Source organism: Paenibacillus sp. J53TS2 (assembly GCF_018403305.1).
Classification (GTDB): Bacteria; Bacillota; Bacilli; order Paenibacillales; family Paenibacillaceae; genus Fontibacillus; species Fontibacillus rhizolycopersici.
The window spans coordinates 1-23,371 of record NZ_BOSK01000017.1 but is presented as its reverse complement, the minus strand read 5'-3'; the positions used below and the strand labels follow the sequence as shown (position 1 = coordinate 23,371).

The window sequence follows — 23,371 nt, the reverse complement described above, 5'->3', positions numbered from 1 at the left end:
TGTGGGCCAAAAGGTAAATCCGGTCGGATTACGAGTAGGGATTATCCGTGATTGGGAATCCAAATGGTACGCAGGCAAAGATTTTGGTGATCTCTTGCTGGAAGACGTAAAAATTCGTGAGCACCTGAAAAATAAACTGAAAGACTCCGCGGTATCTCGGATTGAGATCGAGAGAGCGGCAAATCGTGTGAACGTTACGATCCACACAGCCAAGCCGGGTATGGTTATCGGTAAAGGCGGTTCGGAAGTAGAAAACCTGCGCGGAGCAATTACGAAAATCGCAGGCGGTAAAAAAGTTCACATTAACATTTCCGAAATCAAACACCCCGATCTTGACGCAATCTTGGTTGCTGAAAGCATCGCACAACAATTGGAACGTCGCGTTTCTTTCCGTCGTGCGCTGAAACAAGCGATTCAAAGAACGATGCGTTCAGGAGCTAAAGGGATTAAAACGGCAGTCAGCGGTCGTCTCGGCGGTGCTGAAATTGCTCGTACGGAAGGCTACAGTGAAGGAACTGTTCCACTTCATACGCTCCGCGCCGACATCGATTACGGTACGGCAGAAGCGCATACAACTTATGGCCGCATCGGCGTAAAAGTATGGATTTATCGTGGAGAGGTTCTTCCTACGGCTAAGAAACAACAAGCTGCTCAGGAAGGAGGCAACTAATCATGTTGGTACCTAAACGCGTAAAACACCGCAAACAACAACGCGGTAATATGAGAGGCCAAGCAAAAGGCGGCACCGAACTTAACTTCGGCGAATATGGCCTGCAAGCTTTGGAGCCGACTTGGATCACGAACCGTCAGATCGAAGCAGCGCGTATCGCGATGACTCGTTACATCAAACGTGGCGGTAAAGTATGGATTAAGATTTTCCCTGACAAGCCGATTACTCAAAAGCCTCTTGAAGTCCGGATGGGTAGCGGTAAAGGTAACGTAGAAAAATGGGTCGCAGTTGTGAAACCGGGCAAAATCATGTTTGAGCTTGCCGGTGTATCGGAGGAAATTGCACGCGAAGCGATGCGTCTTGCCGCCCACAAACTGCCGATCAAAACGAAGTTTGTGAAACGTGAAGAATTGGGTGGTGAAGCAAATGAAAGCTAATGAACTTCGCAACTTAACCACTGCTGAAATCGAACAAAAAATCGCAGGTTTTAAAGAAGAACTCTTTAACCTCCGTTTTCAGTTGGCTACCGGCCAACTCGATAACCCGACTCGGATCCGCGATGTGCGTAAGGAAATAGCTCGTGCTAAAACCGTTATCCGTGAAAGAGAACTTGGGATTATCAGTTAAGAAGCGCTAAATGCGTAAGCGAAGCGCCTAAGTCCAGGAAGGAGGCTAACCATGAGCGAACGTAACAGCCGTAAAGTGCAAATTGGTAAAGTCGTCAGCGACAAGATGGACAAAACGATCGTTGTTGCTGTAGAAACCTACAAAAAGCATGATTTGTACCACAAACGTATTAAATATACGAAGAAGTTTAAAGCGCATGACGAGAACAACACCGCGAAAATCGGAGATACCGTCAAAATCGCCGAAACTCGTCCGTTGTCCAAAGACAAACGCTGGAGACTCGTTGAAGTCGTTGAAGAAGCGGTTATCATTTAATAGCACGGTAGCTTAGACCGAAAGGAGGAAATATCCATGATTCAACCATTTACACGTTTGCAGGTTGCTGACAACTCCGGCGCGAAGGAACTGATGTGTATCCGCGTTTTGGGTGGTACGGGTCGTCGTACAGCACAAATCGGAGATCTGATCGTTTGTTCCGTCAAACAAGCAACACCAGGCGGCGTTGTCAAAAAAGGTGATGTAGTCAGAGCGGTTGTCGTTCGTACGAAACGTTCGGTTCGTCGTAAAGACGGTTCCTACATTGCATTCGATGAGAACGCAGCGGTTGTTGTTAAAGAAGATAAGAGCCCACGCGGAACGCGTATCTTCGGACCTGTCGCTCGCGAACTTCGCGACAAAGACTTTATGAAGATCGTTTCCTTGGCTCCGGAAGTTATCTAAGAACACCCCATAAACAAACGGGGAGCCCGATTTAACAGGAGGTGTAAACCAAGTGCCTAGACTGAAGAAGATTCTTGAATCTCATAACAATAAGCTGCACGTCAAAAAGGACGACACGGTCATCGTGATTTCCGGTAAAGACAAAGGCAAAAAAGGCCGCGTCATCGCCGCTTATCCTCGCGAAAACCGCGTTCTTGTGGAAGGCGTGAACATGGTTAAGAAACATCAAAAACCAAATCAACTGAATCCACAAGGCGGCATTATCGAGAAAGAAGCTCCGATTCACGTTTCGAACGTAATGCATGTTGATCCGAAGAGCGGAAAAGTAACCCGTATCGGTTACAAAGTATTGGACAACGGCAAGAAGGTTCGCGTAGCGAAGAGATCCGGAGAAGTAATCGACTAATCCAGTAACGTTAAGAAAGGAGGTCCATGATTCATGGCAGCAAGAATGAAAGAACGCTTTTTGAACGAAGTAACACCTGCTTTGGTTCAAAAATTCAACTATACAACGGTAATGCAAGTACCGAAGATCGAGAAAGTCGTTATCAACATGGGTGTTGGTGACGCTGTAGCGAACTCCAAAGTGCTTGATTCCGCAGTAAACGATATGCAGTTGATCGCTGGTCAAAAGCCGGTTATCACCCGTGCGAAGAAATCCATCGCCGGTTTCAAACTGCGTGAGAACATGCCGATCGGCGTGAAAGTAACCCTTCGCGGTGACCGCATGTACCATTTCCTCGACAAACTGTTTAATGTAACGCTTCCGCGTGTCCGTGACTTCCACGGCGTATCGACGAAAGCATTCGACGGTCGCGGCAACTATACGCTGGGCCTGAAAGAGCAACTGATTTTCCCAGAGATCGAATACGATCAAGTGGATAAAGTGCGTGGTATGGATATCGTCATCGTAACGACGGCGAAAACCGACGAAGAATCCCGCGAGCTCTTGACGCAACTCGGCATGCCGTTTGCTAAGTAAAAGTCCATTTTCTCCGAAACTATTTAGGAGGTGTCAGGCTAAGTGGCTAAAACTTCGATGAAAGTTAAACAACAACGTACACCTAAATTCAAAGTTCGGGCTTATACCCGTTGTGAACGTTGTGGTCGCCCACATTCGGTATTGCAAAAGTACAAGATTTGCAGAATTTGCTTCCGTGAATTAGCTTATAAAGGCCAGATTCCTGGCGTGAAAAAAGCAAGCTGGTAATTAATCAACAACGGGAAGGAGGTTTACACGTATGACTATGTCAGATCCAATTGCAGATATGCTTACTCGTATTCGTAACGCCAATACGGTGCGTCACGAGACGGTTGAACTGCCTGCGTCCACGATCAAGAAACAAATCGCTGAAATCCTGAAGCGTGAAGGTTTCATCCGTGACGCTGAATATATCGATGATAACAAACAAGGGATCATCCGTATTTTCCTGAAATACGGCCCGAACAACGAACGCGTCATCTCTGGACTTAAGAGAATCAGTAAACCAGGCCTTCGCGTGTACACGAAAAGTAACGAAGTTCCTCGTGTCCTCGGCGGCTTGGGTATCGCGATTATCTCCACTTCCAAAGGTGTCATGACTGACAAGGAAGCTCGCCAGTCTAAAGCCGGCGGCGAAGTTGTCTGCTACGTTTGGTAATTAACGTCTTATAACAAGGAGGTGCAATAAATGTCTCGTATTGGTCGCAAACCAATTACAGTACCAAGTGGTGTGGATATCACACTTGATAATAGCGTCATTACGGTAAAAGGGCCAAAAGGCACTTTGACTCGTGAGCTTCATAAGGACATCAAGGTATCGGTTGACAGCAACGTGATTACCGTTGAACGTCCTTCTGATAATAAGCTGCATCGTTCTCTGCATGGCACGACTCGCTCCGTCGTGAGCAACATGGTCAACGGGGTAACGGAAGGCTTCTCCAAAACGCTCGAGCTGGTTGGTGTCGGTTATCGCGCAAGCTTGTCCGGCAACAAACTGGTTTTGAACGTAGGCTACTCCCACCCGGTGGAAATCACCCCGGAAGCGGGCATCGAATTTGAAGTACCTTCGAATACGAAGATCATCGTTAAAGGGATCAATAAAGAGCGCGTAGGCGAATACGCTGCTAAAATTCGTTCCGTCCGCGCACCTGAGCCATACAAAGGCAAAGGGATCAAGTATGAAGGTGAACGCATCATTCGTAAGGAAGGTAAAGCCGGTAAGAAGAAATAAGTTTCTTCTTAACGCGCCTGTCCTTCTGGCGTCTTGAAATGAAATGTCCGATAGTGGTAAACCGAAGGGAGTGAAATGGAAGTCATGATTACAAAAGGTGATAAGAATAAAGCACGTCTGAAAAGACATCTGCGTGTGCGTAGAAAAGTCCAAGGAACGGCAGCTCGTCCAAGACTGAACGTATACCGTTCTTCCAAACATATCTACGTACAATTGATCGACGACGTAGCAGGCGTAACGCTGGCTAGCGCATCGACGGTTGATAAAGAGCTGAGCAGTTCGATCGGCAACGGAGGCAACGTGGAGTCCGCTCGCAAAGTTGGCGAATTGATCGCTAAACGCGCTCAAGAAAAAGGGGTCAAAAACATTGTGTTTGACCGCGGAGGATACTTGTACCATGGACGGATTCAGGCACTGGCTGACGCAGCCCGCGAAGCAGGCCTGGAATTCTAAAAATAATCACTAAAAGGAGGTTAACGACTTGCGTGTAGATCCGAACACTTTAGAACTGACAGAAAGAGTTGTAAACATTAACCGCGTAGCTAAAGTAGTTAAAGGCGGACGCCGTTTTAGCTTCAGCGCGCTCGTGGTTGTCGGCGACGGCAAAGGTTGGGTTGGCGCCGGGATCGGTAAAGCAGGCGAAGTGCCTGACGCGATCCGCAAAGGCATCGAAGATGCGAAGAAAAACCTTGTGCATGTTCCGCTCGTAGGCACAACGATCCCTCACCAAGTAATCGGGCATTTCGGAGCTGGCCGCGTTCTTCTGAAACCGGCGTCCGAAGGTACCGGGGTTATCGCTGGCGGTCCGGTTCGTGCGGTTCTCGAGCTGGCAGGCGTAGGCGACATTTTAACTAAATCCTTGGGTTCTTCGAATTCCATCAACATGGTCAACGCGACTTTGGAGGGCTTGTCCCGTCTGAAACGCGCTGAGGATGTTGCGAAATTGCGCGGTAAAACCGTCGAAGAACTTCTCGGTTAAGGAGGGAATCTCATGGCTAAACTGCAAATTACCCTCGTGCGTAGTTTGATCGGTCGTCCGGAGAACCAACGTACTACCGTGAAAACATTGGGTCTTCGCAAAATCAACCAATCCGTTGTTCACAACGATAACCCAGCCATTCGTGGCATGGTTAATCAAGTGAGCCATCTGGTATCGGTTAAAGAAATCGAAGCCTAAGGATATCGTAAGTTTTTAAGTGCCAACAATAAATAAGGAGGTGCAACGAACGATGAAGTTACATGAGCTTTCCCCAGCTCCTGGCTCCCGCCAAGAACGCAAACGCGTCGGCCGCGGTACAGGTAGCGGCATGGGTAAAACATCTACTCGCGGTCACAAAGGTCAAAACGCTCGTTCTGGCGGTGGTGTGCGTCCAGGCTTCGAAGGCGGTCAAAACCCGCTGTATCGTCGCTTGCCAAAACGCGGGTTCATCAATCCGACGCGGAAAGAGTATGCGATTGTTAACATCGAAGATTTGAACAACTTTGCGGCGGATACGGAAGTGACTCCTGAACTGTTGTTTGAACAAGGAATCGTGAAAGACGCGAAAAGCGGCATCAAGATTCTCGGCAACGGTGAAGTTACTGTCAAGTTGACAGTTAAAGCGAATAAGTTCTCCCAATCTGCGGTAGAGAAAATCGAGGCTGCCGGCGGTAAAACCGAGGTGATCTAATGTTTAAAACCATTAAGAACATATGGCATGTTCAAGACCTTCGCAACCGCATTTTGTTTACGTTGTTTATTTTCCTCATTTACCGGATCGGTTCTTTCGTTCCGGTTCCGGGCGTTAATAAAGACGTCTTCGAGGCGACGAACACGGCAGGCAGCGACTTGTTAGGGTTCTTGAACACCTTCTCGGGCGGCGCCCTGAAGAACTTCTCTATTTTCGCCCTCGGGATTATGCCTTATATCACGGCTTCCATCATCGTGCAACTCTTGTCGATGGACGTCATTCCGAAATTTGCGGAATGGGCCAAACAAGGGGAACACGGCAAGAAAAAAATGGCTCAAGTGACTCGTTACGGTACGGTCATTTTGGCCGTGATTCAGGCTTTCGCCACATCGATTGGCTTTAACCGGTTGTATGGTACGGAAATGGTGCCAAACGCAACGTTTGGTGACTATCTGGTCATTGCAATCGTGTTAACGGCAGGTACATCGTTCCTGATGTGGTTAGGTGAGCAGATTACCGAAAGAGGGATCGGCAACGGGATTTCGCTCATCATCTTCGCCGGGATTGTCGCAACGATCCCATCGCATATCACGACAATTGCTCAATCCGAGTTTATTGTTGAAGGTCAAGCGTTTATCAACGTGGTGAAATCCATTGCGATTATCCTCGTCTGCGTATTGATCGTGATCGGCGTCATTTACATCCAACAAGCGATTCGGAAAATTCCGGTACAATACGCTAAACGCGTAGTCGGCAATAAAATGTATGGCGGGCAGAATACCCATATTCCGCTCAAAATCAATGCTGCCGGCGTGATTCCGGTCATTTTCGCCGTTTCCTTGCTGCAATTCCCAGTGGTTATCGCCAGCTTCTGGTCGACGCACACTTGGGCGCAATGGATCAGCAACAACTTGTCTACCAACCGTCCGCTCGGGATGGTGCTTTATGTGGTCATGATCGTCGGCTTCACGTTCTTCTATACGTTCGTACAGATGAACCCGCAGCAGATGGCTGAGAACATGAAGAAAAACGGTGGATATATTCCAGGGATCCGTCCGGGTAAAACGACGGAAACCTATCTTACTCGGGTATTGACCCGTCTGACGATGACCGGCGCTATTTTCCTAGCCGCAATCTCCATCCTTCCTATGGCTTTGGGGGCTTTGGCAGGACTGCCGCGTACGGTTCTGATTGGCGGTACTTCGATTCTAATCGTTATCGGCGTTGCGCTGGATACGATGAAGACCATCGAAGGCCAATTGATCAAACGTCACTATAAAGGTTTCATCAATAAATAGTCGGTAGGTACCAGGAACAGGGACGTGCAAACGCCCTTGCCTGGCACCTAACTGCGCTATTTCTTGTTGTAGAGAAGTCTTGGAGGGAGTGAGAAACATGAACCTACTATTCATGGGGCCTCCCGGAGCAGGAAAAGGAACACAAGCCGAGGTCATTGTTAACGAATTCGGTATTCCTCATATCTCTACTGGCGACGCATTTCGCCTGGCAATCAAACAGGGAACACCTGTGGGGATGAAAGCGAAGGAATATATGGATCAGGGACTTCTGGTACCTGATGATGTGACAGTGGGGATTGTTCGCGAACGCTTGCAGCAGCCCGATTGCGAAAAAGGTTTTTTATTGGATGGTTTTCCAAGAACCCTTTCGCAAGCGGAATCGCTGGAAGAGCTGCTTGAAGGCCTGGGTCGCAAGCTGGACCACGTCATCAACCTGAAAGTGGACCGGAACAAGCTGCTGGCGCGGTTGACCGGACGCCGGATTTGCAAATCCTGCGGTGCTACTTATCATGTGATCTTTAATCCTCCGGGGCAGGAGGGTGTTTGTGATAAATGCGGCGGCGAGTTGTACCAACGCTCGGATGATAACGAGGAGAGCGTAGGCACTCGTTTGGACGAATATATCAACAAAACCGCACCGCTTCTGAAGTTCTACGAAGATAAAGGCCTGTTGCGTCAGGTAGATGGTGAACAGGAAATCGATGCGGTTTCGAAAGAAATCGTGTCACTACTGCGAGGTTAGGTGTAATGATCATTTGTAAATCCGAAACGGAACTAGGCTTTATGCGAGAAGCTGGGCGGATCGTAGCGGAAACGCACAGGCTCATGGCGGAATCGATTGAGCCTGGAATTACGACGGGGGAACTCGATCAACTCGCCGATAAATACATTCGCAGTCAGGGCGCCGTGCCATCCTTTAAAGGTTACAACGGTTTTCCTTACAGCATTTGCGCTTCGGTCAACGAAGAATTGGTACACGGATTTCCCGGCAAACGCAAATTGAACGAAGGCGATATCATCACTTTAGATATCGGCGCGGAGTATCGTGGTTTCCATGGGGACTCGGCGTGGACTTATCCGGTGGGCGAAATTTCGGAAGAAGCCAAGAAGCTCTTGGAAGTTACCGAAGGATCTCTGTATGCGGGCCTTGAGCTCGTTAAACCGGATGTTCGATTGTTCACGATCTCGCATGCGATTCAGCAATTTATCGAAGCTGCCGGTTTTTCCGTCGTTCGGGAATATGTCGGTCACGGCATTGGCGCGAGCTTGCACGAAGAACCGCAAATTCCGAATTATGGTTTGCCTGACCGGGGTCCCCGGCTTAAGCCCGGGATGGTCCTGGCGATCGAACCGATGGTTAACATGGGGAAGCGATATGTAAAAACGCTGGAAGACAACTGGACAGTGGTCACGGTCGACGGTTCCCTCTGCGCTCATTTTGAGCACACGGTAGCTGTAACGCCGGACGGAATGGAAATTTTCACGAAGCTGAATGCGTAGGTGATGAACGTGAAAGAACGCTCGGAGCCGCAGGTCGGTCAGTTGGTGAAAGTTCTCAAAGGCAGAGATGCCGGGGCGATTTATGTGATTGTCGGGATTCTAGACGACAGATTCGTCTGGATCGCGGATGGAAACAAACGCAAGTTTGATGAACCCAAACGTAAAAACGCCCAGCATCTTGAGCTACTGCCCATAGTTAGCAGCGAGGTTGTTCATAGTTTGCAGGAAAGCGGACGGGTGACAAACGGGAAACTGCGGCATGCAGTTCTTGTTTATCAGAACTCCGCCGATTCTATGGCTGAAGAGAAAGGAGACTGACTGTGGCTAAAGAAGATGTCATTGAAGTCGAAGGCGTGGTCATTGAACCATTGCCGAATGCTACATTCAAAGTGGAGCTGGAGAATGGGCATCAAATTCTCGCCCACGTTTCCGGTAAGCTGCGGATGCACTTTATCCGCATTTTGACGGGGGACAAAGTGGTCGTTCAGCTTTCGCCTTATGATTTGTCGAAAGGCCGGATCACTTACCGCAAATAGACTATACCAATTACGGTAAAGTTGTGGTACAATATTCAGGTTGAGTTGTTTCAGAGAGTAGTTTATGATTAGAATGCCTGCGATTCGAGTTTTGCTTCGCAAAACAAAGCGTATGCTTTCGATCCCAGTTTTACTTCTGTAAAACTTTTAGGAGGTAATCAGCATGAAGGTAAGACCTTCTGTAAAGCCGATTTGCGAAAAATGCAAAGTCATTCGTCGCAAAGGCAATGTCATGGTGATTTGCGAAAATCCGAAACACAAACAAAAACAAGGTTAATTGAAGGGGGTGTAGCGTAAAATGGCACGTATAGCTGGTGTGGATTTGCCACGTGATAAACGCGTTGAGATCGCCTTAACTTACATTTTCGGAATCGGTAAAACGACTTCCCAGAAAATCCTGAGCACAACAGGCATCAATCCGGACACTCGTGTTCGTGATTTGACGGAAGATGAGGTTAGCAAACTACGCGAAACGATCGACAAAACGGTCAAGGTTGAAGGCGACCTGCGTCGTGAAATTTCCTTAAATATTAAACGTTTGATCGAGATTGGCTGCTACCGCGGAGTGCGTCATCGTCGCGGCTTGCCGGTTCGTGGACAACGTACGAAAACGAATGCCCGTACTCGTAAGGGTCCTCGTCGTACTGTAGCGAACAAGAAGAAATAAGAAGGGGGGATAACAGACAATGGCTAAACCAAAAAAAGTCGTACGTACAAAACGTCGTGACCGGAAAAATATTGAATCTGGTGTGGCTCATATTCGCTCCACCTTCAATAATACGATTGTAACCATTACGGATCCGCATGGTAATGCGATTTCCTGGGCCAGCTCCGGCGGCCTCGGATTTAAAGGTTCCCGTAAGTCGACTCCGTTTGCCGCGCAAATGGCTGCTGAATCTGCTGCCAAAGCTGCGATGGAACATGGCATGAAGAGTGTTGAGGTTATGGTTAAAGGCCCTGGTGCTGGCCGTGAGGCCGCTATCCGCTCCTTGCAAGCGGCAGGCCTTGAAGTCAACATGATCAAAGACGTTACTCCAATTCCTCATAACGGCTGCCGTCCTCCAAAACGCCGCCGCGTTTAATGAAGCCGCGCTGAAGCCGTGGTATAACAACAGCGTCAATTGGGAACAATGGTTGTTTAGGCATACTACGTTTCAAACTTCAGCAAAATAGGCAGATTCAAAGGAACGACGTTTTGAAGGAGGGGTACTTTCGTGATAGAAATCGAAAAGCCAAAAATCGAGACCGTAGAAGTTAACGATGAAGGCACCTATGGGAAATTTGTAGTAGAACCACTTGAACGTGGGTATGGCACCACACTGGGCAACTCGCTTCGCCGGATTTTGCTCTCTTCTCTGCCGGGTGCTGCGGTAACCTCGGTCCAAATCGATGGAGTTCTGCATGAATTCGCGACCGTACCGGGCGTTATGGAAGACGTTACGGAGATCATTCTGAACCTGAAGGCTCTCTCGCTGAAAATTCATTCGGATGAGGAAAAAATCCTCGAAATCGATGCAGAAGGCGAAGGAGTCGTAACGGCAGGAGATATCCGTGCGGACAGCGACGTGGAAATTTTGAATCCGGACTTGCATATTGCTACGCTTGAACCGGGTTCGAGACTCCACATGCGCGTTTACGCAGGCCGTGGTCGTGGTTACGTTCAGGCAGATCGAAATAAACGAGATGATCAACCGATCGGTGTCATTCCCGTCGATTCGATCTATACCCCGATTACACGGGTCAATTACGTGGTGGAGAACACCCGGGTTGGCCAAGTGACTAACTACGACAAGCTTACGCTTGAAGTATGGACCGATGGCAGTATCAGACCTGAAGAAGCGGTTAGCCTCGGCGCCAAAATTTTGACCGAGCATCTCTTCTTGTTCGTTGGTTTAACGGACGAAGCGAAAGACGCGGAAATCATGGTCGAAAAGGAAGAAGACAAGAAAGAAAAAGTGCTTGAAATGACGATTGAAGAGCTTGATCTCTCCGTTCGTTCCTATAACTGCCTCAAACGTGCCGGCATTAATACGGTACAAGAGCTGACGACGAAAACCGAAGAAGATATGATGAAGGTGCGTAACCTGGGTCGTAAATCTTTGGAGGAAGTTCAAGAGAAGCTTGAAGAGCTTGGTTTGGGATTGCGTACTGAAGAATAAGTTAGCTTAAATCGTTCTAGCGAAGGAGGGAAAACTCATGGCATACCAAAAGTTGGGCCGCGATTCCAGCGCGCGTAAAGCATTGTTCCGTGACCTGGTAACCGACCTGTTCTTATACGAACGCATCCAAACGACGGAGGCGAAAGCGAAAGAAGTTCGTTCGATCGCTGAGAAACTGATCACCAAAGCAAAACGTGGTGACCTGCACGCCCGTCGTCAAGTGGCAGCTTATGTTCGCCGCGAATCGATCGATGGCGAGCAGGATGCAATCCAAAAGCTGTTCAACGAACTGGCAACACGTTATTCCAGCCGTCCAGGCGGATACACTCGTATCCTGAAGCTGGGACCTCGCCGCGGCGACGCTGCACCTATGGTTTACCTGGAACTGGTAGACCGCGCATAATTCAGGGGATCCCCTAACTAGCGTGTAAAACTCTCTGTCGGCTCGCCTTATGGCTAAGCTTTCGGAGAGTTTTTTTATTGGGATTCAAACAAGAAAGGAAGGGACCGATGCGCAACTTGCTGATGACCGTCAGCTATGACGGAACGAACTATTTCGGTTTTCAAACCCAGCCGGGTGGAAACACGGTTCAGGATCATATCGAGGAAGCCATCCGTCAGTTGACGGGAGAACAATTGAAGATCCATGGTTCCGGGCGAACGGATGCTGGGGTACATGCCCGGCAACAACCGTTCCATTTTCACACCGCTTCGCAAATTCCTGTGGAACGCTGGTGTTTGGCGCTAAACGGGCGGCTCCCTTCCGATATACGCGTATTAACAGCTCGGGAAGTCCCGTTGGATTTTCATTCCCGGCGCTCGGCCAAACGTAAGACCTACCGCTATACCATCAATGCCAACCGAATCACGGATGTATTTCAACGGAATTATCAGTTTCACCATCCAGGCAAGTTGAACATCGAGGCGATGCAGCAGAGTCTGCCTTTCTTGCTTGGAACCCATGATTACACCTCGTTTGCTTCGCGTCACTCCACGAAGGCCAGCCATGTTCGTACCATTTATGATGCCCGGATGATAGTGGATTCATCAGCGAATGTAGCAGGCACAACGGGCCAGGGAATCCTCCATTTATACGTAACCGGCAACGGGTTCCTGCAGCATATGGTCAGAATCATCGTAGGGACGTTACTTGAAATAGGCGAAGGCAAACGCACGCCGATATCCATGAAGACGATTCTAGAGGCGAAGGACCGGAAAGCCGCAGGCCCAACGGCCGAAAGCAAGGGACTTATGCTCTGGAGTGTCGAATATGACGAAATATCGGGGTGAAGGTGTGAAGACTGAAACCTTAGAGACGGCTATCCGTAACTTATTTAAAAAGTAAGATAGTTCGATGAATCTAAGGAGGGTTTTACCTTGAAATGTCCAGTATGTAACGATGTGCGTATGAGAGAAGTGGAGAAAGACGGCGTTCTGATCGATGTATGTCCGGATTGCAAAGGCGTATGGCTTGACCGTGGAGAGCTAGAGAAGCTGATGAGCGAAATTCGGGATATCCGACCGGCTTTTAACGAGTGGTACGAGCACCGGGAGGATCGATACGAGGATCACCGCAACTCGGGACATTATGAGAAGCCCAAGTCGTCTTCAGGATACCCTCAGCAGGGACACTATAAGCCCAAGAAGAAGAAGTCGGCGCTGGACATCTTTGGAGATTTGTTCGATTGATCAGGTTCCCGGATTATTGGGGGATATTCTGAAAAAAGACTTGCGTATTAATTGCGCTTCCTGTAAAATAAAAGTTGTGTTTTCTTGATGGCTATCCCACAGCCCCCAATCGAGAAAACCGCTCAAATCAGATTTTAAGCTTGCTAAACATGAACGAAACGATCGAAGATAAATCTGCTGGAGAGGTCAAGCGACCCGAAGAGCAAGATCGTTTTCAGCAGGATGAACCATTTCGGACGAACTTGAAGGAGGATCTTTACATGCGTACCACTTATATGGCGAAGCCAGCCGAAGTAGAGCGCAAATGGCACATTATCGATGCCGAAGGCAAAACGCTGGGCCGCTTGGCTAGCGAAGCTGCTGCTCTTATCCGCGGTAAACACAAACCACAATTCACTCCACATGTTGACGGCGGTGACTTTGTTATCGTCATTAACGCGGAGAAAATCGCCTTGACTGGCAAAAAGATGGATAACAAAAAGTACTATCGTCATTCCCTGCATCCGGGCGGTTTGAAAGTGACCGTTGCCAAAGATATGCTGAGAACGAAACCTGAACGTGTAATCGAGTCCGCCGTTCACGGCATGCTGCCTAAAACTCGCCAAGGCGAGAAAATGAAGCTGAGACTAAAAGCTTACGCTGGCACAGAGCATCCACATGCGGCACAAAAACCTGAAGTTTACGAACTTCGCGGATAATTAAAAGGGAGGACAGTTTCATGGCACAAGTACAATACTATGGGACAGGTCGTCGTAAACATTCGGTAGCACGTGTTCGCCTTGTACCGGGTGAAGGACGCATTGTCATCAATAAACGCGACATCAACGAATATTTTGGTCTGGAAACGCTGAAGCTGATCGTAAAACAACCGTTGACTTTGACGGAAACGCTCGGTAACTACGACGTAATCGTCATCGCTCATGGTGGCGGGATCTCCGGTCAAGCCGGCGCAATCCGCCACGGGATTTCCCGTGCTCTGCTTAAGGCAGATCCGGAATTCCGTCCTGCATTGAAGAAAGCAGGATTCCTGACTCGTGACCCACGGATGAAAGAACGTAAGAAATACGGCCTCAAAGCAGCTCGCCGTGCTCCTCAGTTCTCGAAACGTTAATCTTTACTTTGCATTCGAAAAGCCCTTTTCCGTTACGCGGAGAAGGGCTTTTTTATGCTATCAGCGCTCGATGTAATAATGTGCAATAATTCACATACATTACCTGCCAACCATGTTACCATCTTCTTGGAAATGACAACAAGATAGTGGGGGTAATTATTTTGAAGAAAAGCATGACAATCGTTGGGACCGTCCTTATTCTTGCCCTGGCATTAACGGCGTGCGGAGGAAATAACAAAGAAGCCGCTAATAATGCAGCGACAACCAACAATGGCTCGAATGACGCCGCTGCGACAACCAATAACTCGGCGGCCACCGGTACGTATCAAGATGGTACGTACAAAGGGATCTATGACCGCAAGGACGTCCGGAATTGGACGGCGTATGTCGAGGTTACCGTGAAGGACGGCAAGATCGAGAAAGCTTACTACGACTATACAAATGAAAACGGCGATTTGCGCACCAACGACGAGAACTACACGAGTGCATTTAAAGCGGCTAATAAAATGACACCGCGGGAAGCTTTCGATCAACTCGGAGGTAAACTGGTTGAGGTTCAAGATGCAGCGAAGGTAGATGCCGTGACAGGTGCTACGCACTCTTCCAGAAACTTCAACGAGCTGGCTGCTGCCGCTTTGGAACATGCCAAGACGGGTGATACCAGTGATGCGATCGTTAATCTGTACGAAGATGGCACATACAAGGTTGAGGCCGATGCGTTTGACGACCATGGCTGGAAACCGCAGCTAGAGCTGACCATCAAGGACCACAAGGTCGATTTCGTTGCTTTTGACTACGTGAATGAGGAAGGCAAGCTGAAAACCGAAGACGCAGATTATAAAGCCGCTATGGAACCTAAATCGGGAACCTATCCAGCGAAATACACCGAAGAGCTTGAGAAACAACTTGTCGATAAGCAATTGATCGGCGACGTTGACGCCATTGCTGGAGCAACTACATCCTCCAATAACTTTTCTGCGCTTGTAGAATACGCATTGGACGACATGGCCGAAGTCGGCGACACGGAGTTAAAAGCGATCAAAATCGAAGAATAATTGGATAGGACGACTAATAGGATAACTAGTGACCTGGCTTCTCTATGGAGAGGTTAGGTCTTTTTTTCATTTTGGTTTTTTTAGTATTGACTTATAAGGCGAATGACATATACTTAAAAATATAATTCTAATCAGATTAGTTGGAATAATGTTTTGATTTACCATGTTTAGCTTAATGCGGGAGGTCTGAGGAAAGTGAATCTATTGGAAAAAGAGCAGTTGATTGCGGCCAAGGCCGACGAGTTCGAGTCATCCACACCCCAAGAAATCATCGACTGGGCGGTTGAAACGTTTCCGAATATCACCTTTGCCTGCAGCTTTGGCGCCGAGGATGTCGTTCTGGTGGATATGCTGCAACAAATCAGCCCATCCACCGACATTTTTTACTTGGACACGGACTTTCATTTTAAAGAAACTTATGAGACAAGGGATGCGATTGCTGCCAAATACGGGCTGGAATTCGTTCGGGTATCGCCGAGACTGACGCCGGAGGAACAGGCGGCCCAGTATGGGGAGGAACTGTGGAAGTCGGATCCAAACGCCTGCTGTAATGTACGTAAGGTTGAACCGCTGACACGGGTTTTGGGGCGCTATGAGGCCTGGATTACAGGGATTCGCCGCGATCAGGCCCCAACTCGAGCGAATGCGAAGAAAATCGAATACGATGCCAAGTTCGGACTGGTCAAGTTTAATCCAATCGCGCATTGGACATCCGATGACGTATGGAATTATATTCGTGAACATGAGCTCATTTATAATCCTTTGCATGACCGCAATTATCCCAGCATTGGCTGTGAATATTGTACGCGTCAGGTAATGCCTGGCGAAGACCCTCGTGCGGGACGCTGGTCCGGTACGGAGAAGACGGAATGTGGCCTGCATAAATAAAATGGACGGATTCGGAAGATTTCAAAAGTGGAGGAGATACGGGTGACGACAATATTACCACATGGCGGAAGCTTAGTACATCGACTGGTTACTGGAGAGCAACGGGATCATCTCTTGGAGACAGCTAAGGGACTTCCGGCTATTCCAATCAGTAACTGGGCCATATCCGACCTCGACCTCATTGGGGTAGGTGCTTTTTCGCCATTAACTGGGTTTATGAACGAAGAAGATTATCGATCCGTTGTCGACCGCATGCGGCTAGCGAACGGAACGGTCTGGAGCATCCCGATCACCCTCTCCGTCGCCCGTGAGCAGGCGGAAGGCCTAGAGATCGGAGAACAGGTTGCCTTGGTTGGGGAACAGGACGGGGTCATCTACGGCCTTTTGGAAATTGGCAGCGTATATCTTGTTGATCAGGCGGAGGAAGCGCGGAAGGTATTCAAAACCGATGATTCCGAGCATCCCGGGGTTAAGAAACTGCTTGAGCGCTCCCCATACTATGTCGGTGGCTCTGTTCAGGTGTTAAATCGTCCAGAACCGGCACGCTTCAAGGAGTTTTATTTCGATCCAGCCGAGACGCGTCGTATTTTTGCCGAGAAGGGGTGGAAGACCGTCGTTGGTTTTCAGACTCGGAATCCGGTTCATCGGGCTCACGAATATATCCAGAAAAGTGCAATGGAAATCGTGGATGCCTTATTTCTTAATCCGCTAGTGGGTGAAACCAAATCGGATGACGTACCTGCGGATGTCCGGATGAAGAGCTATTTGACCCTACTGGATAACTATTACCCCGCAGACCGTACGTTTCTGGGCGTTTTCCCTGCAGCAATGCGCTATGCCGGACCGCGTGAAGCGATTTTTCATGCAATGGTACGCAAAAACTACGGGTGCACCCATTTTATCGTTGGCCGAGATCATGCGGGTGTTGGCGATTACTATGGCACGTATGAGGCACAGGAAATTTTCTCGAATTTCACTCCCGAGGAGTTGGGGATCTCTCCCCTATTCTTTGAACATAGCTTCTTCTGCACGAAGTGCGGGAATATGGCTTCCAGCAAAACTTGCCCGCATCCGAAAGAAGATCATTTGACCTTATCCGGTACGAAGGTTCGCGGATTGCTGCGTGATGGGATCTGCCCGCCGCCTGAATTTACCCGGCCCGAGGTTGCCGAGGTCCTGATTGACGGGATGAAGCAGCAGGTCCACAACTAAACGCGCTTCTCCATGTGTCATATTTGTCCACCTTGTCCCATATCATGAGTAATGTCATGAAGGAGAAAGGTGGCTTTTTTTATGCGCGATCGAGATAAGGTGACGTTATGGATTTCCCTGAACCACATCAAAATAGCGCTGATCGGCGTCGGCCTTGCTGCCGTGATCCTCGGGATGGCTTTCTACCACGTGCCGTCGCAGAAAGCATGGAATTACTGGAGTCTGCCGTTGGCGGGTCAGATTATCGCTCTGGATGCGGGCCACGGCGGGCCGGACGGCGGAGCCAGCAGCAAACAGGGGCTGATTGAGAAAGATATCAATTTAGCGGTCTCCTTATACCTGCGCGACTATTTGCAGCAGGCCGGTGCGGTTGTCGTTATGACGCGCGAGGAGGACAAAGACCTGGCGGGCGGGAACACGAAGGGCTACAGCAAACGGAAGACAGAGGACTTGAAAACCCGCGTCCGCTTCATCGAGGAGCGGCAGGCCGATCTGCTTGTGAGTATCCACATGAACAGCATCCCTTCGCCACGCTGGAGGGGCGCGCAAACTTTCTACTACCCCAATCACGAAAATAGCGCTAATTTGGCCGCCCTCGTACAAGAAGAGTTAAGGCGGAATCTGGAAAACACCGATCGGGTCGCCAATCGTTCGGACAAGAAGGTGTATCTGCTTGAAGCGGTACATATTCCTTCCGTGCTGGTGGAGGTTGGTTTCTTGTCCAATCCGGGGGAAGCGGAATTGCTCGGCAGCGAAACGTACCAGCGAAAAGTAGCCGCCTCAATTTATCAGGGGATCCTGCGATATTACTCCGGCGAAAAAGTACAAACCCCGGCAGACGATGTCAGGTAATGATATAATATACCTCATAATGGACCAGCTAAGTTAATTATCTGATGAAGTCGAGGTGCTGTCAGTGATAACGAAGGAGCAGCTTCAGGCGGCATTGCGCCCTGTAGCCGAACCAACCACGGGTCTCAGCCTGGTGGAATTGCAGTGGATTCGCGACATCATGATCAAGGAAGGCCGCGTATCGTTAACGGTTGTCGGCTTTGAGAAAGGCAGCGAAGCGCAGGCCGAAGCAGAAAGAGACATCCGCTTTCGCTTATCCGAAGCAGGCGTGGGGGAGGTTCATCTCCGTTTCCGTGAAGCATCGGAACAGGAGAGGGAGGCCGCATTCAGCTCGGCCCGCCATCCATCTGAACCGGCTCAAAGCGAGCGGGAAGAACTAAAAGGTCATGGGGCCGGATTGGAACAGCTGCCGATTCTTGATCCGAGGTCCGGCGTTCAATTTATAGCCATAGCCAGCGGCAAGGGCGGGGTTGGCAAATCGACGGTCACGGTCAATTTGGCAGTGGCTCTGGCGCGGCAAGGCAAGAAGGTCGGATTGATAGACGCCGACATTTACGGCTTTAGCGTCCCTGACATGATGGGGATTGAGGAAGCGCCGCTTATCGAGGATGGTGAAATTGTACCGGTCGAACGGTTTGGGGTCAAAGTGATGTCGATGGGCTTCTTTATCCAGGACAATAACCCCGTGATATGGCGCGGACCGATGCTTGGCAAGATGCTCCGGCAATTCTTCAGCGACGTCCGGTGGGGCGAGCTGGATTATTTGCTGCTTGATTTCCCGCCGGGCACGGGCGACATTGCCCTGGATGTACACCAGATGATTCCGCAGAGCCGGGAGATCATAGTAACGACGCCGCATGCTACGGCAGCATTCGTCGCCGCTCGGGCAGGGACGATGGCCCTGCGTACCGAGCATGAAGTGCTGGGCGTCGTCGAAAATATGGCCTACTACGAATGCTCCAAATGCGGCGATAAGGATTATATCTTCGGCCGCGGCGGGGGCGCTCGATTGGCGGAGTCTCTGCATACGGAACTGCTGGCGCAAATTCCACTCGGAGCGCCGGACAACCATCCGTCGGAACCGGATTTTTCTCCATCCGTGTATAAATCAGACTCCTCCGTCGGCCGGCTGTACGATGAACTGGCTCAGCGCATTACCCTTATATGCGAAAAAGACTGACCCATTACGGGCCAGTCTTTTTTTGTGATGGGCTTCAGGTTAGGAACCTCCGCCGCCACCACTATTGCCGCCATCTTTACTTTGGCCGCCTTCTCCGCCGTCATCGCTAGAACCGCCACCTTCATTTTGTTTCGGCTCTTTTTCTACCTTCGGTTGCAGTTGCTCTTGAACGACGGTCTTTAACAGCTCAAGGACTTCCATCTTGAACAAGGGACTTTGCATTGCTTCCTGCATCACGGTCATCGATTGCTTGCGATAATCCGGCGTTTTGGTTAAATCAAGGAACATCTTCATGACTTCCGGCGATTTCAGAATATCGCTGACGGATTTTTGATACGTCGGATCCTTGATCAATTGCATATGGAGCTCCTTGCTTTGCGAGTTAACCGCTTTAGCAAAGTCTCCGGCAAACTGCGGATCGGTCATGATCTTCTCGATTTCCTTCTTATATTCCGGTGAGGTGATGGTTTCCTTGACCGCCATGCGGACTTCGTTGGAAGTTTGGGACGGAAGAATCATTTTTACCCCAAACGTTCCGCCGCCGCTTCCACCGCTTCCACCGGAACCGCCCGAGCCGGACCCGGAATCGGAGCCCGATTCGGAGCCGCCGCCACTCTCACCGCCGCTGCTGCCGCTTTCACTGCTGCTCGGGGGAGTGCTTAGCGCCTCATAAATGGCCTTTTTACCTTCATCTGTCTTAAGGATATCGATGACCATGGATTTCGTTTCCTTATATCCTCCACCTTGGGAAGAGGAGGAGGAGCTTTGTTCAGAACCGCAAGCGGCTAGCGGAAGAGTAAATGTGCATAAGAAGCATAAAATCCAACGGGTACCCCGCCATTTCATGGTTCCCTTCCTCCTTATCATCATTGCTGAAGTTAGTATGCGGCTTAAAAACGGAAATATCCCAACGAAAAGCTTAAAAACAATGGTTTTTTACCGGGATCGTTGGTAAAATATTTCGTTAGTGGAGGTGTAAGGGGCTTGAACTTAAAAAAATGGCTTTATTTATTTGGGACCACCTTGGTCGTTGGGGCGGCGGGATCGCTAATCGTCGGTTTGCTGTTGCAATGGACGGATACGCTGCAATACAAGGGCCTAACTGATATTTTGGTGAATGTCGGTATCTTGTTGGGCGTCGGCGTCATGGTAAGTGTATATTCCCAGATGGGCTTTTTCGCATATTTAATGATCAATTATATGGGGAATGGCGTTTTTTCCAAAAGAACGTGGCAATACATACAGTTGGTTTTGACCGCCTTGGCGCTGCTGGAGCTGATGTTCTTCCGGATTTTTGTAGGCGGCGAACAAGAGGGGGTATTCGACCTCGTATTAGGCATCATTCTTCTTATTGTGGCTGCCGGTACCGCCTTTTATAAGGCGAAGTTGACGAATGCAACCGCCTGGATTCCCACACTGTTCTTCATGATTGCCGTAACGATTGTTGAGACCGTTGGCGTATTGAAAATTGGCGTTAATTCCGCGACTGCTTGGATTGTTGCGCCTTTAATCGCTTGCAATGCTTATCAAATTTTGATTTTACAGCGAGTTCTGAGTTCGGGAAATTCGAAAACCCAAAAAAGCCCAGCCTAGACTGGGCTTTTTTGCTGCCAATTACCACCCGGCGGCGTATTCCAATTGCTCCTGAAGCCAGGCTTGGTCGCGAACTTCATTGCCCTGCACGCTGGCTTCCTGTAGCAGATCCGTTACGGTTACGAATTCATAGCCTTGCTTGCGCAGCTCGTCAATGATAATCGGCAGCGCCTCCTGCGTCTGCTTGACCGAATCGCTGGCATGCAGGAGAACGATGTCTCCCGGATGGGCTTTTTTTACGACGCGATCGACGATGGTCTGCACGCCTTTATTCATCCAATCCTGGGAGTCGGTATCCCACTGAATGACCTTATAGCCTTGATTTGCGGCGATCTTTAGCACGCGCTTGTCGAAGTCGCCGTTGGGAAGCCGCAGCAGCTTGGGAGCTTGGCCGGTCACTTCGGTCAGAATCGTGTGGGCCGTGGAAATTTGCCGGGATATTTCCTCATCGCTCAGGCTGCTGTAATTCGTGTGTTTATGCCCGTGGCTTCCGATTTCAAAGCCTTGCTGCTGAATCGCCTTAACGATTTCCGGATGGGTCTTGCTCCAGGGGGAAGATAGGAAGAATGTCGCTTTTTGGACGTTCTTCTCCTTTAACACTTTGAGAATCGGCTCGGCCCGCGTATCGCCCCAACTGATATCGAAGGTGAGGGCTATGACTTTTTTGTTCGTGGACACGCTATAAATGGCCGACGGGGCGCTTTCCTCGGAAAACACCGTAACCTGCCCTTGTTCCACGTAAATGACGCCGGCAGCAAAGAGGGCCGCGGCGAAAACAAAGAAAAAGCGTTTGATTTTCTTCCCGTTAAGGACATAGAAGAAGTTGTTCATGAACAGTAAGCCCCTCTCGTCATCAGAATGAATGATCTTGAACTGATCCGCTTGTACCAATGTATGCTTGTTCCAAAGCTTTATGACGCTTTACGTCGATTACATATTTGAAGGAGATCTGATGCGATGTTTTCGATCCGTGGATTTGGAAGTGATTTACGCAAATATAAGAGGGCAATGCTTCTTTCGATTCTCATTTTTGCAGCAGGAGTGGCGCTGGGAGCAGGAAATGTGGATCTGATCACCCGTTGGGTTATGCCTGACATCGAGCGGCTTGGCAAGATTAGCCGGAGTTTGGCGCAGTCCGATCATCCTGAACTGAACTTTTTTCTGTTTATTTTCTTCAATAATGCGGTAAAAAGTATTATGGTCATTTTGCTGGGGGCCATTTTCGGGATATTGCCGGCTTTCTTCCTGCTGATGAACGGCTTGGTACTGGGGTTTGTGGTGACGGCAGCTGGCGCTGATGGAGGAAATGTTTTGAATCTGATCGTACGGGGATTGCTTCCTCATGGCGTCATCGAAATCCCCGCCATTCTGATCGCAGCCGGCTTCGGGATGCAATTCGGATATCTGATTCTTAAAAGCTTGGGGGAGATCGGCTCCAGAGACGCTTCTGAACGTACAGTCGACTGGAGGGGCTTTTTGATCTCTGCCGGCCGGGGAGCGATCTGGATCGTTGGAATGCTGCTGATCGCCGCGGTGATTGAGAGTACGTTAACCTTTTATTTGGCCCAACATTCATAATTTTCCCAAAAAGTGAGCATAACATTAAAGCGTCTTTAGAAGGACCTATACCTTATAACAATGGCTGAATAAGGAGTGTTGCGCGTGCTGGGAATGTTGTTTAGCGACAAAGAATGCAAAGAACTCGACTATGTGCTGCGAAAAGAGCTAGATGAGATGCTATTGGATATGAGCGATACCCGGCTGGATCAGGATATCCGGCATGCCATCGCCAATCGGTACAAAACGATCTTCCGTATGTATGCCCGATTTGCACCCTCCAAGGAATTATCGAAATACGCCCGCCGCGCTCGTTTCCCGCAAGCTAGAGAATAGGCCAAGTTTGGGGTTGACGGCGGGACCGCCCTTATGGTAAATTAGCATTCGTCCCAGTTTTGGGGGACAAGCTGCAGAAGGCAGGAAGACATTGGTAAGAAAAAAGTTTGGTCGAACCTCTTGCAAAAAGCTTGCCGACTGTGATATATTATAAAAGTCGCCGCTGAAACGCAGCGATGAACGAAAGAACGAAAGTTGATCTTTGAAAACTGAACAACGAGTGAGTAATACAATGAGATTTTAAATCTCGTCAGTTTGTTTTAATGAGCAAGTCAAACACTTTATTGGAGAGTTTGATCCTGGCTCAGGACGAACGCTGGCGGCGTGCCTAATACATGCAAGTCGAGCGGAGTTAATCGGGAGCTTGCTCCTGATTAGCTTAGCGGCGGACGGGTGAGTAACACGTAGGCAACCTGCCCGTAAGACTGGGATAACTACCGGAAACGGTAGCTAATACCGGATACGCAAGTTTCTCGCATGGGGAGCTTGGGAAAGGCGGAGCAAT

General features: G+C 49.3%; 38 protein-coding genes and 1 rRNA gene. 37 read left to right on the top strand and 2 right to left on the bottom strand.

What is annotated here, in order from left to right; genetic code table 11:
• Position 1 precedes the first annotated feature (1 nt).
• The 33 genes from rpsC to KJS42_RS22115 all read left to right on the top strand — a co-directional run bounded on the left by rpsC (position 2) and on the right by KJS42_RS22115 (position 19,380).
• Positions 2–670, top strand: a complete 669-nt coding sequence (rpsC, locus tag KJS42_RS22275) for a 30S ribosomal protein S3 (protein WP_193418684.1) — start codon at positions 2–4, stop codon at positions 668–670.
• 2 nt (positions 671–672) lie between these two features.
• On the top strand, positions 673–1,107 hold the full coding sequence (rplP, locus tag KJS42_RS22270; protein ID WP_059040326.1) for a 50S ribosomal protein L16: 435 nt from the start codon (positions 673–675) through the stop codon (positions 1,105–1,107).
• Complete coding sequence (gene rpmC, locus KJS42_RS22265) at positions 1,097–1,297, top strand: 50S ribosomal protein L29 (protein ID WP_018753986.1); 201 nt, start codon at positions 1,097–1,099, stop codon at positions 1,295–1,297. Before rplP ends, rpmC begins: the two co-directional genes overlap by 11 nt.
• A gap of 51 nt (positions 1,298–1,348) precedes the next feature.
• On the top strand, positions 1,349–1,612 hold the full coding sequence (rpsQ, locus tag KJS42_RS22260; RefSeq protein ID WP_036619522.1) for a 30S ribosomal protein S17: 264 nt from the start codon (positions 1,349–1,351) through the stop codon (positions 1,610–1,612).
• A gap of 36 nt (positions 1,613–1,648) precedes the next feature.
• A complete protein-coding gene (gene rplN, locus KJS42_RS22255; RefSeq protein ID WP_009226648.1) occupies positions 1,649–2,017 on the top strand; it encodes a 50S ribosomal protein L14 in 369 nt (122 codons plus the stop codon).
• A 52-nt stretch (positions 2,018–2,069) separates the two neighbouring features.
• A complete protein-coding gene (gene rplX, locus KJS42_RS22250; RefSeq protein WP_009226649.1) occupies positions 2,070–2,423 on the top strand; it encodes a 50S ribosomal protein L24 in 354 nt (117 codons plus the stop codon).
• A 33-nt stretch (positions 2,424–2,456) separates the two neighbouring features.
• Complete coding sequence (gene rplE, locus KJS42_RS22245; protein ID WP_155608383.1) at positions 2,457–2,999, top strand: 50S ribosomal protein L5; 543 nt, start codon at positions 2,457–2,459, stop codon at positions 2,997–2,999.
• Positions 3,000–3,041: 42 nt separating this feature from the next.
• Entirely contained in the window at positions 3,042–3,227 is a 186-nt protein-coding gene (locus KJS42_RS22240; RefSeq protein WP_009226651.1) for a type Z 30S ribosomal protein S14, read from the top strand.
• A gap of 31 nt (positions 3,228–3,258) precedes the next feature.
• Positions 3,259–3,657: a 30S ribosomal protein S8 gene (rpsH, locus tag KJS42_RS22235; protein ID WP_128630038.1), complete on the top strand. Its 399-nt coding sequence runs from the start codon at positions 3,259–3,261 to the stop codon at positions 3,655–3,657.
• Positions 3,658–3,687: 30 nt separating this feature from the next.
• Positions 3,688–4,230 (top strand): 50S ribosomal protein L6, encoded by a 543-nt coding sequence (rplF, locus tag KJS42_RS22230; protein ID WP_155608384.1) that lies wholly within the window; start codon positions 3,688–3,690, stop codon positions 4,228–4,230.
• 84 nt (positions 4,231–4,314) lie between these two features.
• The gene (gene rplR / locus KJS42_RS22225; protein ID WP_155608385.1) at positions 4,315–4,683 is read left to right on the top strand and encodes a 50S ribosomal protein L18; all 369 of its coding nucleotides are present in this window, start codon (positions 4,315–4,317) and stop codon (positions 4,681–4,683) included.
• Positions 4,684–4,711: 28 nt separating this feature from the next.
• A complete protein-coding gene (gene rpsE / locus KJS42_RS22220) occupies positions 4,712–5,209 on the top strand; it encodes a 30S ribosomal protein S5 (protein WP_009226655.1) in 498 nt (165 codons plus the stop codon).
• Positions 5,210–5,221: 12 nt separating this feature from the next.
• On the top strand, positions 5,222–5,407 hold the full coding sequence (gene rpmD, locus KJS42_RS22215) for a 50S ribosomal protein L30 (protein ID WP_155608386.1): 186 nt from the start codon (positions 5,222–5,224) through the stop codon (positions 5,405–5,407).
• A gap of 52 nt (positions 5,408–5,459) precedes the next feature.
• On the top strand, positions 5,460–5,900 hold the full coding sequence (gene rplO / locus KJS42_RS22210) for a 50S ribosomal protein L15 (protein ID WP_059040331.1): 441 nt from the start codon (positions 5,460–5,462) through the stop codon (positions 5,898–5,900).
• The gene (gene secY / locus KJS42_RS22205) at positions 5,900–7,198 is read left to right on the top strand and encodes a preprotein translocase subunit SecY (protein WP_155608387.1); all 1,299 of its coding nucleotides are present in this window, start codon (positions 5,900–5,902) and stop codon (positions 7,196–7,198) included. Before rplO ends, secY begins: the two co-directional genes overlap by 1 nt.
• Positions 7,199–7,295: 97 nt before the next feature.
• Positions 7,296–7,940, top strand: a complete 645-nt coding sequence (locus KJS42_RS22200; protein WP_155608388.1) for an adenylate kinase — start codon at positions 7,296–7,298, stop codon at positions 7,938–7,940.
• A gap of 5 nt (positions 7,941–7,945) precedes the next feature.
• Positions 7,946–8,698 carry a type I methionyl aminopeptidase gene (gene map, locus KJS42_RS22195; protein ID WP_059040334.1) on the top strand — a complete coding sequence of 251 codons (753 nt, stop codon included), beginning with the start codon at positions 7,946–7,948 and terminating at the stop codon, positions 8,696–8,698.
• Positions 8,699–8,701: 3 nt separating this feature from the next.
• Positions 8,702–9,016: a KOW domain-containing RNA-binding protein gene (locus tag KJS42_RS22190; RefSeq protein WP_213624143.1), complete on the top strand. Its 315-nt coding sequence runs from the start codon at positions 8,702–8,704 to the stop codon at positions 9,014–9,016.
• A gap of 2 nt (positions 9,017–9,018) precedes the next feature.
• Positions 9,019–9,234 (top strand): translation initiation factor IF-1, encoded by a 216-nt coding sequence (gene infA, locus KJS42_RS22185; protein WP_193418686.1) that lies wholly within the window; start codon positions 9,019–9,021, stop codon positions 9,232–9,234.
• Between the two features lie 163 nt (positions 9,235–9,397).
• Positions 9,398–9,511, top strand: coding sequence for a 50S ribosomal protein L36 (gene rpmJ, locus KJS42_RS22180; protein WP_003333770.1), 114 nt, complete (start codon positions 9,398–9,400; stop codon positions 9,509–9,511).
• A gap of 21 nt (positions 9,512–9,532) precedes the next feature.
• On the top strand, positions 9,533–9,901 hold the full coding sequence (gene rpsM, locus KJS42_RS22175) for a 30S ribosomal protein S13 (protein WP_036712625.1): 369 nt from the start codon (positions 9,533–9,535) through the stop codon (positions 9,899–9,901).
• A gap of 19 nt (positions 9,902–9,920) precedes the next feature.
• The gene (rpsK, locus tag KJS42_RS22170; protein WP_018753969.1) at positions 9,921–10,316 is read left to right on the top strand and encodes a 30S ribosomal protein S11; all 396 of its coding nucleotides are present in this window, start codon (positions 9,921–9,923) and stop codon (positions 10,314–10,316) included.
• A gap of 132 nt (positions 10,317–10,448) precedes the next feature.
• Positions 10,449–11,393 carry a DNA-directed RNA polymerase subunit alpha gene (locus tag KJS42_RS22165; RefSeq protein ID WP_059040337.1) on the top strand — a complete coding sequence of 315 codons (945 nt, stop codon included), beginning with the start codon at positions 10,449–10,451 and terminating at the stop codon, positions 11,391–11,393.
• A gap of 37 nt (positions 11,394–11,430) precedes the next feature.
• Positions 11,431–11,796 (top strand): 50S ribosomal protein L17, encoded by a 366-nt coding sequence (rplQ, locus tag KJS42_RS22160; RefSeq protein ID WP_059040338.1) that lies wholly within the window; start codon positions 11,431–11,433, stop codon positions 11,794–11,796.
• A 107-nt stretch (positions 11,797–11,903) separates the two neighbouring features.
• Complete coding sequence (gene truA / locus KJS42_RS22155; RefSeq protein WP_213624142.1) at positions 11,904–12,683, top strand: tRNA pseudouridine(38-40) synthase TruA; 780 nt, start codon at positions 11,904–11,906, stop codon at positions 12,681–12,683.
• A gap of 87 nt (positions 12,684–12,770) precedes the next feature.
• The gene (locus KJS42_RS22150; protein ID WP_155608392.1) at positions 12,771–13,082 is read left to right on the top strand and encodes a TFIIB-type zinc ribbon-containing protein; all 312 of its coding nucleotides are present in this window, start codon (positions 12,771–12,773) and stop codon (positions 13,080–13,082) included.
• Positions 13,083–13,342: 260 nt separating this feature from the next.
• Positions 13,343–13,780, top strand: a complete 438-nt coding sequence (gene rplM, locus KJS42_RS22145; protein WP_155608393.1) for a 50S ribosomal protein L13 — start codon at positions 13,343–13,345, stop codon at positions 13,778–13,780.
• Between the two features lie 20 nt (positions 13,781–13,800).
• Positions 13,801–14,193: a 30S ribosomal protein S9 gene (gene rpsI / locus KJS42_RS22140; RefSeq protein ID WP_068783673.1), complete on the top strand. Its 393-nt coding sequence runs from the start codon at positions 13,801–13,803 to the stop codon at positions 14,191–14,193.
• A 161-nt stretch (positions 14,194–14,354) separates the two neighbouring features.
• Entirely contained in the window at positions 14,355–15,248 is an 894-nt protein-coding gene (locus KJS42_RS22135; RefSeq protein WP_213624141.1) for an FMN-binding protein, read from the top strand.
• A 195-nt stretch (positions 15,249–15,443) separates the two neighbouring features.
• On the top strand, positions 15,444–16,136 hold the full coding sequence (locus KJS42_RS22130) for a phosphoadenylyl-sulfate reductase (protein WP_213624140.1): 693 nt from the start codon (positions 15,444–15,446) through the stop codon (positions 16,134–16,136).
• Positions 16,137–16,178: 42 nt separating this feature from the next.
• Positions 16,179–17,348, top strand: a complete 1,170-nt coding sequence (gene sat / locus KJS42_RS22125; RefSeq protein WP_213624139.1) for a sulfate adenylyltransferase — start codon at positions 16,179–16,181, stop codon at positions 17,346–17,348.
• 81 nt (positions 17,349–17,429) lie between these two features.
• Complete coding sequence (gene cwlD, locus KJS42_RS22120; RefSeq protein ID WP_213624138.1) at positions 17,430–18,200, top strand: N-acetylmuramoyl-L-alanine amidase CwlD; 771 nt, start codon at positions 17,430–17,432, stop codon at positions 18,198–18,200.
• A 64-nt stretch (positions 18,201–18,264) separates the two neighbouring features.
• Positions 18,265–19,380, top strand: coding sequence for an Mrp/NBP35 family ATP-binding protein (locus tag KJS42_RS22115; RefSeq protein ID WP_193418698.1), 1,116 nt, complete (start codon positions 18,265–18,267; stop codon positions 19,378–19,380).
• Between the two features lie 39 nt (positions 19,381–19,419).
• Here KJS42_RS22115 and gerD read toward each other — a convergent pair whose 3' ends face one another.
• The gene (gene gerD / locus KJS42_RS22110; protein ID WP_155608400.1) at positions 19,420–20,226 is read right to left on the bottom strand and encodes a spore germination lipoprotein GerD; all 807 of its coding nucleotides are present in this window, start codon (positions 20,224–20,226) and stop codon (positions 19,420–19,422) included.
• A 138-nt stretch (positions 20,227–20,364) separates the two neighbouring features.
• Here gerD and KJS42_RS22105 point away from each other — a divergent pair, with 138 nt between their 5' ends.
• A complete protein-coding gene (locus KJS42_RS22105; protein WP_213624137.1) occupies positions 20,365–20,973 on the top strand; it encodes a KinB-signaling pathway activation protein in 609 nt (202 codons plus the stop codon).
• 21 nt (positions 20,974–20,994) lie between these two features.
• Here KJS42_RS22105 and pdaB read toward each other — a convergent pair whose 3' ends face one another.
• Positions 20,995–21,804, bottom strand: a complete 810-nt coding sequence (gene pdaB / locus KJS42_RS22100; RefSeq protein ID WP_193418702.1) for a polysaccharide deacetylase family sporulation protein PdaB — start codon at positions 21,802–21,804, stop codon at positions 20,995–20,997.
• A 126-nt stretch (positions 21,805–21,930) separates the two neighbouring features.
• On the opposite strand from pdaB, the gene KJS42_RS22095 reads away from it, so the two are divergent.
• From KJS42_RS22095 to KJS42_RS22085, 3 genes are all read left to right on the top strand, one after another.
• Positions 21,931–22,551, top strand: a complete 621-nt coding sequence (locus KJS42_RS22095; RefSeq protein WP_213624136.1) for a stage II sporulation protein M — start codon at positions 21,931–21,933, stop codon at positions 22,549–22,551.
• 84 nt (positions 22,552–22,635) lie between these two features.
• Entirely contained in the window at positions 22,636–22,866 is a 231-nt protein-coding gene (locus tag KJS42_RS22090; protein ID WP_059040349.1) for a hypothetical protein, read from the top strand.
• 281 nt (positions 22,867–23,147) lie between these two features.
• Positions 23,148–23,371 (top strand): 16S ribosomal RNA (locus tag KJS42_RS22085); the annotation flags it as partial.

Excerpts from the sequence above, each read along its gene's own strand:
- rplP (WP_059040326.1), top strand. The coding sequence starts at position 673 with ATGTTGGTACCTAAACGCGTAAAACACCGCAAACAACAACGCGGTAAT.
- rpmC (WP_018753986.1), top strand. The coding sequence starts at position 1,097 with ATGAAAGCTAATGAACTTCGCAACTTAACCACTGCTGAAATCGAACAA.
- rpsQ (WP_036619522.1), top strand. The coding sequence starts at position 1,349 with ATGAGCGAACGTAACAGCCGTAAAGTGCAAATTGGTAAAGTCGTCAGC.
- rplN (WP_009226648.1), top strand. The coding sequence starts at position 1,649 with ATGATTCAACCATTTACACGTTTGCAGGTTGCTGACAACTCCGGCGCG.
- rplE (WP_155608383.1), top strand. The coding sequence starts at position 2,457 with ATGGCAGCAAGAATGAAAGAACGCTTTTTGAACGAAGTAACACCTGCT.
- rpsH (WP_128630038.1), top strand. The coding sequence starts at position 3,259 with ATGACTATGTCAGATCCAATTGCAGATATGCTTACTCGTATTCGTAAC.
- rplF (WP_155608384.1), top strand. The coding sequence starts at position 3,688 with ATGTCTCGTATTGGTCGCAAACCAATTACAGTACCAAGTGGTGTGGAT.
- rplR (WP_155608385.1), top strand. The coding sequence starts at position 4,315 with ATGATTACAAAAGGTGATAAGAATAAAGCACGTCTGAAAAGACATCTG.
- rpmD (WP_155608386.1), top strand. The coding sequence starts at position 5,222 with ATGGCTAAACTGCAAATTACCCTCGTGCGTAGTTTGATCGGTCGTCCG.
- rplO (WP_059040331.1), top strand. The coding sequence starts at position 5,460 with ATGAAGTTACATGAGCTTTCCCCAGCTCCTGGCTCCCGCCAAGAACGC.
- secY (WP_155608387.1), top strand. The coding sequence starts at position 5,900 with ATGTTTAAAACCATTAAGAACATATGGCATGTTCAAGACCTTCGCAAC.
- KJS42_RS22200 (WP_155608388.1), top strand. The coding sequence starts at position 7,296 with ATGAACCTACTATTCATGGGGCCTCCCGGAGCAGGAAAAGGAACACAA.
- map (WP_059040334.1), top strand. The coding sequence starts at position 7,946 with ATGATCATTTGTAAATCCGAAACGGAACTAGGCTTTATGCGAGAAGCT.
- KJS42_RS22190 (WP_213624143.1), top strand. The coding sequence starts at position 8,702 with ATGAACGTGAAAGAACGCTCGGAGCCGCAGGTCGGTCAGTTGGTGAAA.
- rpmJ (WP_003333770.1), top strand. The coding sequence starts at position 9,398 with ATGAAGGTAAGACCTTCTGTAAAGCCGATTTGCGAAAAATGCAAAGTC.
- rpsM (WP_036712625.1), top strand. The coding sequence starts at position 9,533 with ATGGCACGTATAGCTGGTGTGGATTTGCCACGTGATAAACGCGTTGAG.
- rpsK (WP_018753969.1), top strand. The coding sequence starts at position 9,921 with ATGGCTAAACCAAAAAAAGTCGTACGTACAAAACGTCGTGACCGGAAA.
- rplQ (WP_059040338.1), top strand. The coding sequence starts at position 11,431 with ATGGCATACCAAAAGTTGGGCCGCGATTCCAGCGCGCGTAAAGCATTG.
- truA (WP_213624142.1), top strand. The coding sequence starts at position 11,904 with ATGCGCAACTTGCTGATGACCGTCAGCTATGACGGAACGAACTATTTC.
- rplM (WP_155608393.1), top strand. The coding sequence starts at position 13,343 with ATGCGTACCACTTATATGGCGAAGCCAGCCGAAGTAGAGCGCAAATGG.
- rpsI (WP_068783673.1), top strand. The coding sequence starts at position 13,801 with ATGGCACAAGTACAATACTATGGGACAGGTCGTCGTAAACATTCGGTA.
- cwlD (WP_213624138.1), top strand. The coding sequence starts at position 17,430 with ATGCGCGATCGAGATAAGGTGACGTTATGGATTTCCCTGAACCACATC.
- gerD (WP_155608400.1), bottom strand. The coding sequence starts at position 20,226 with ATGAAATGGCGGGGTACCCGTTGGATTTTATGCTTCTTATGCACATTT.
- pdaB (WP_193418702.1), bottom strand. The coding sequence starts at position 21,804 with ATGAACAACTTCTTCTATGTCCTTAACGGGAAGAAAATCAAACGCTTT.
- KJS42_RS22095 (WP_213624136.1), top strand. The coding sequence starts at position 21,931 with ATGTTTTCGATCCGTGGATTTGGAAGTGATTTACGCAAATATAAGAGG.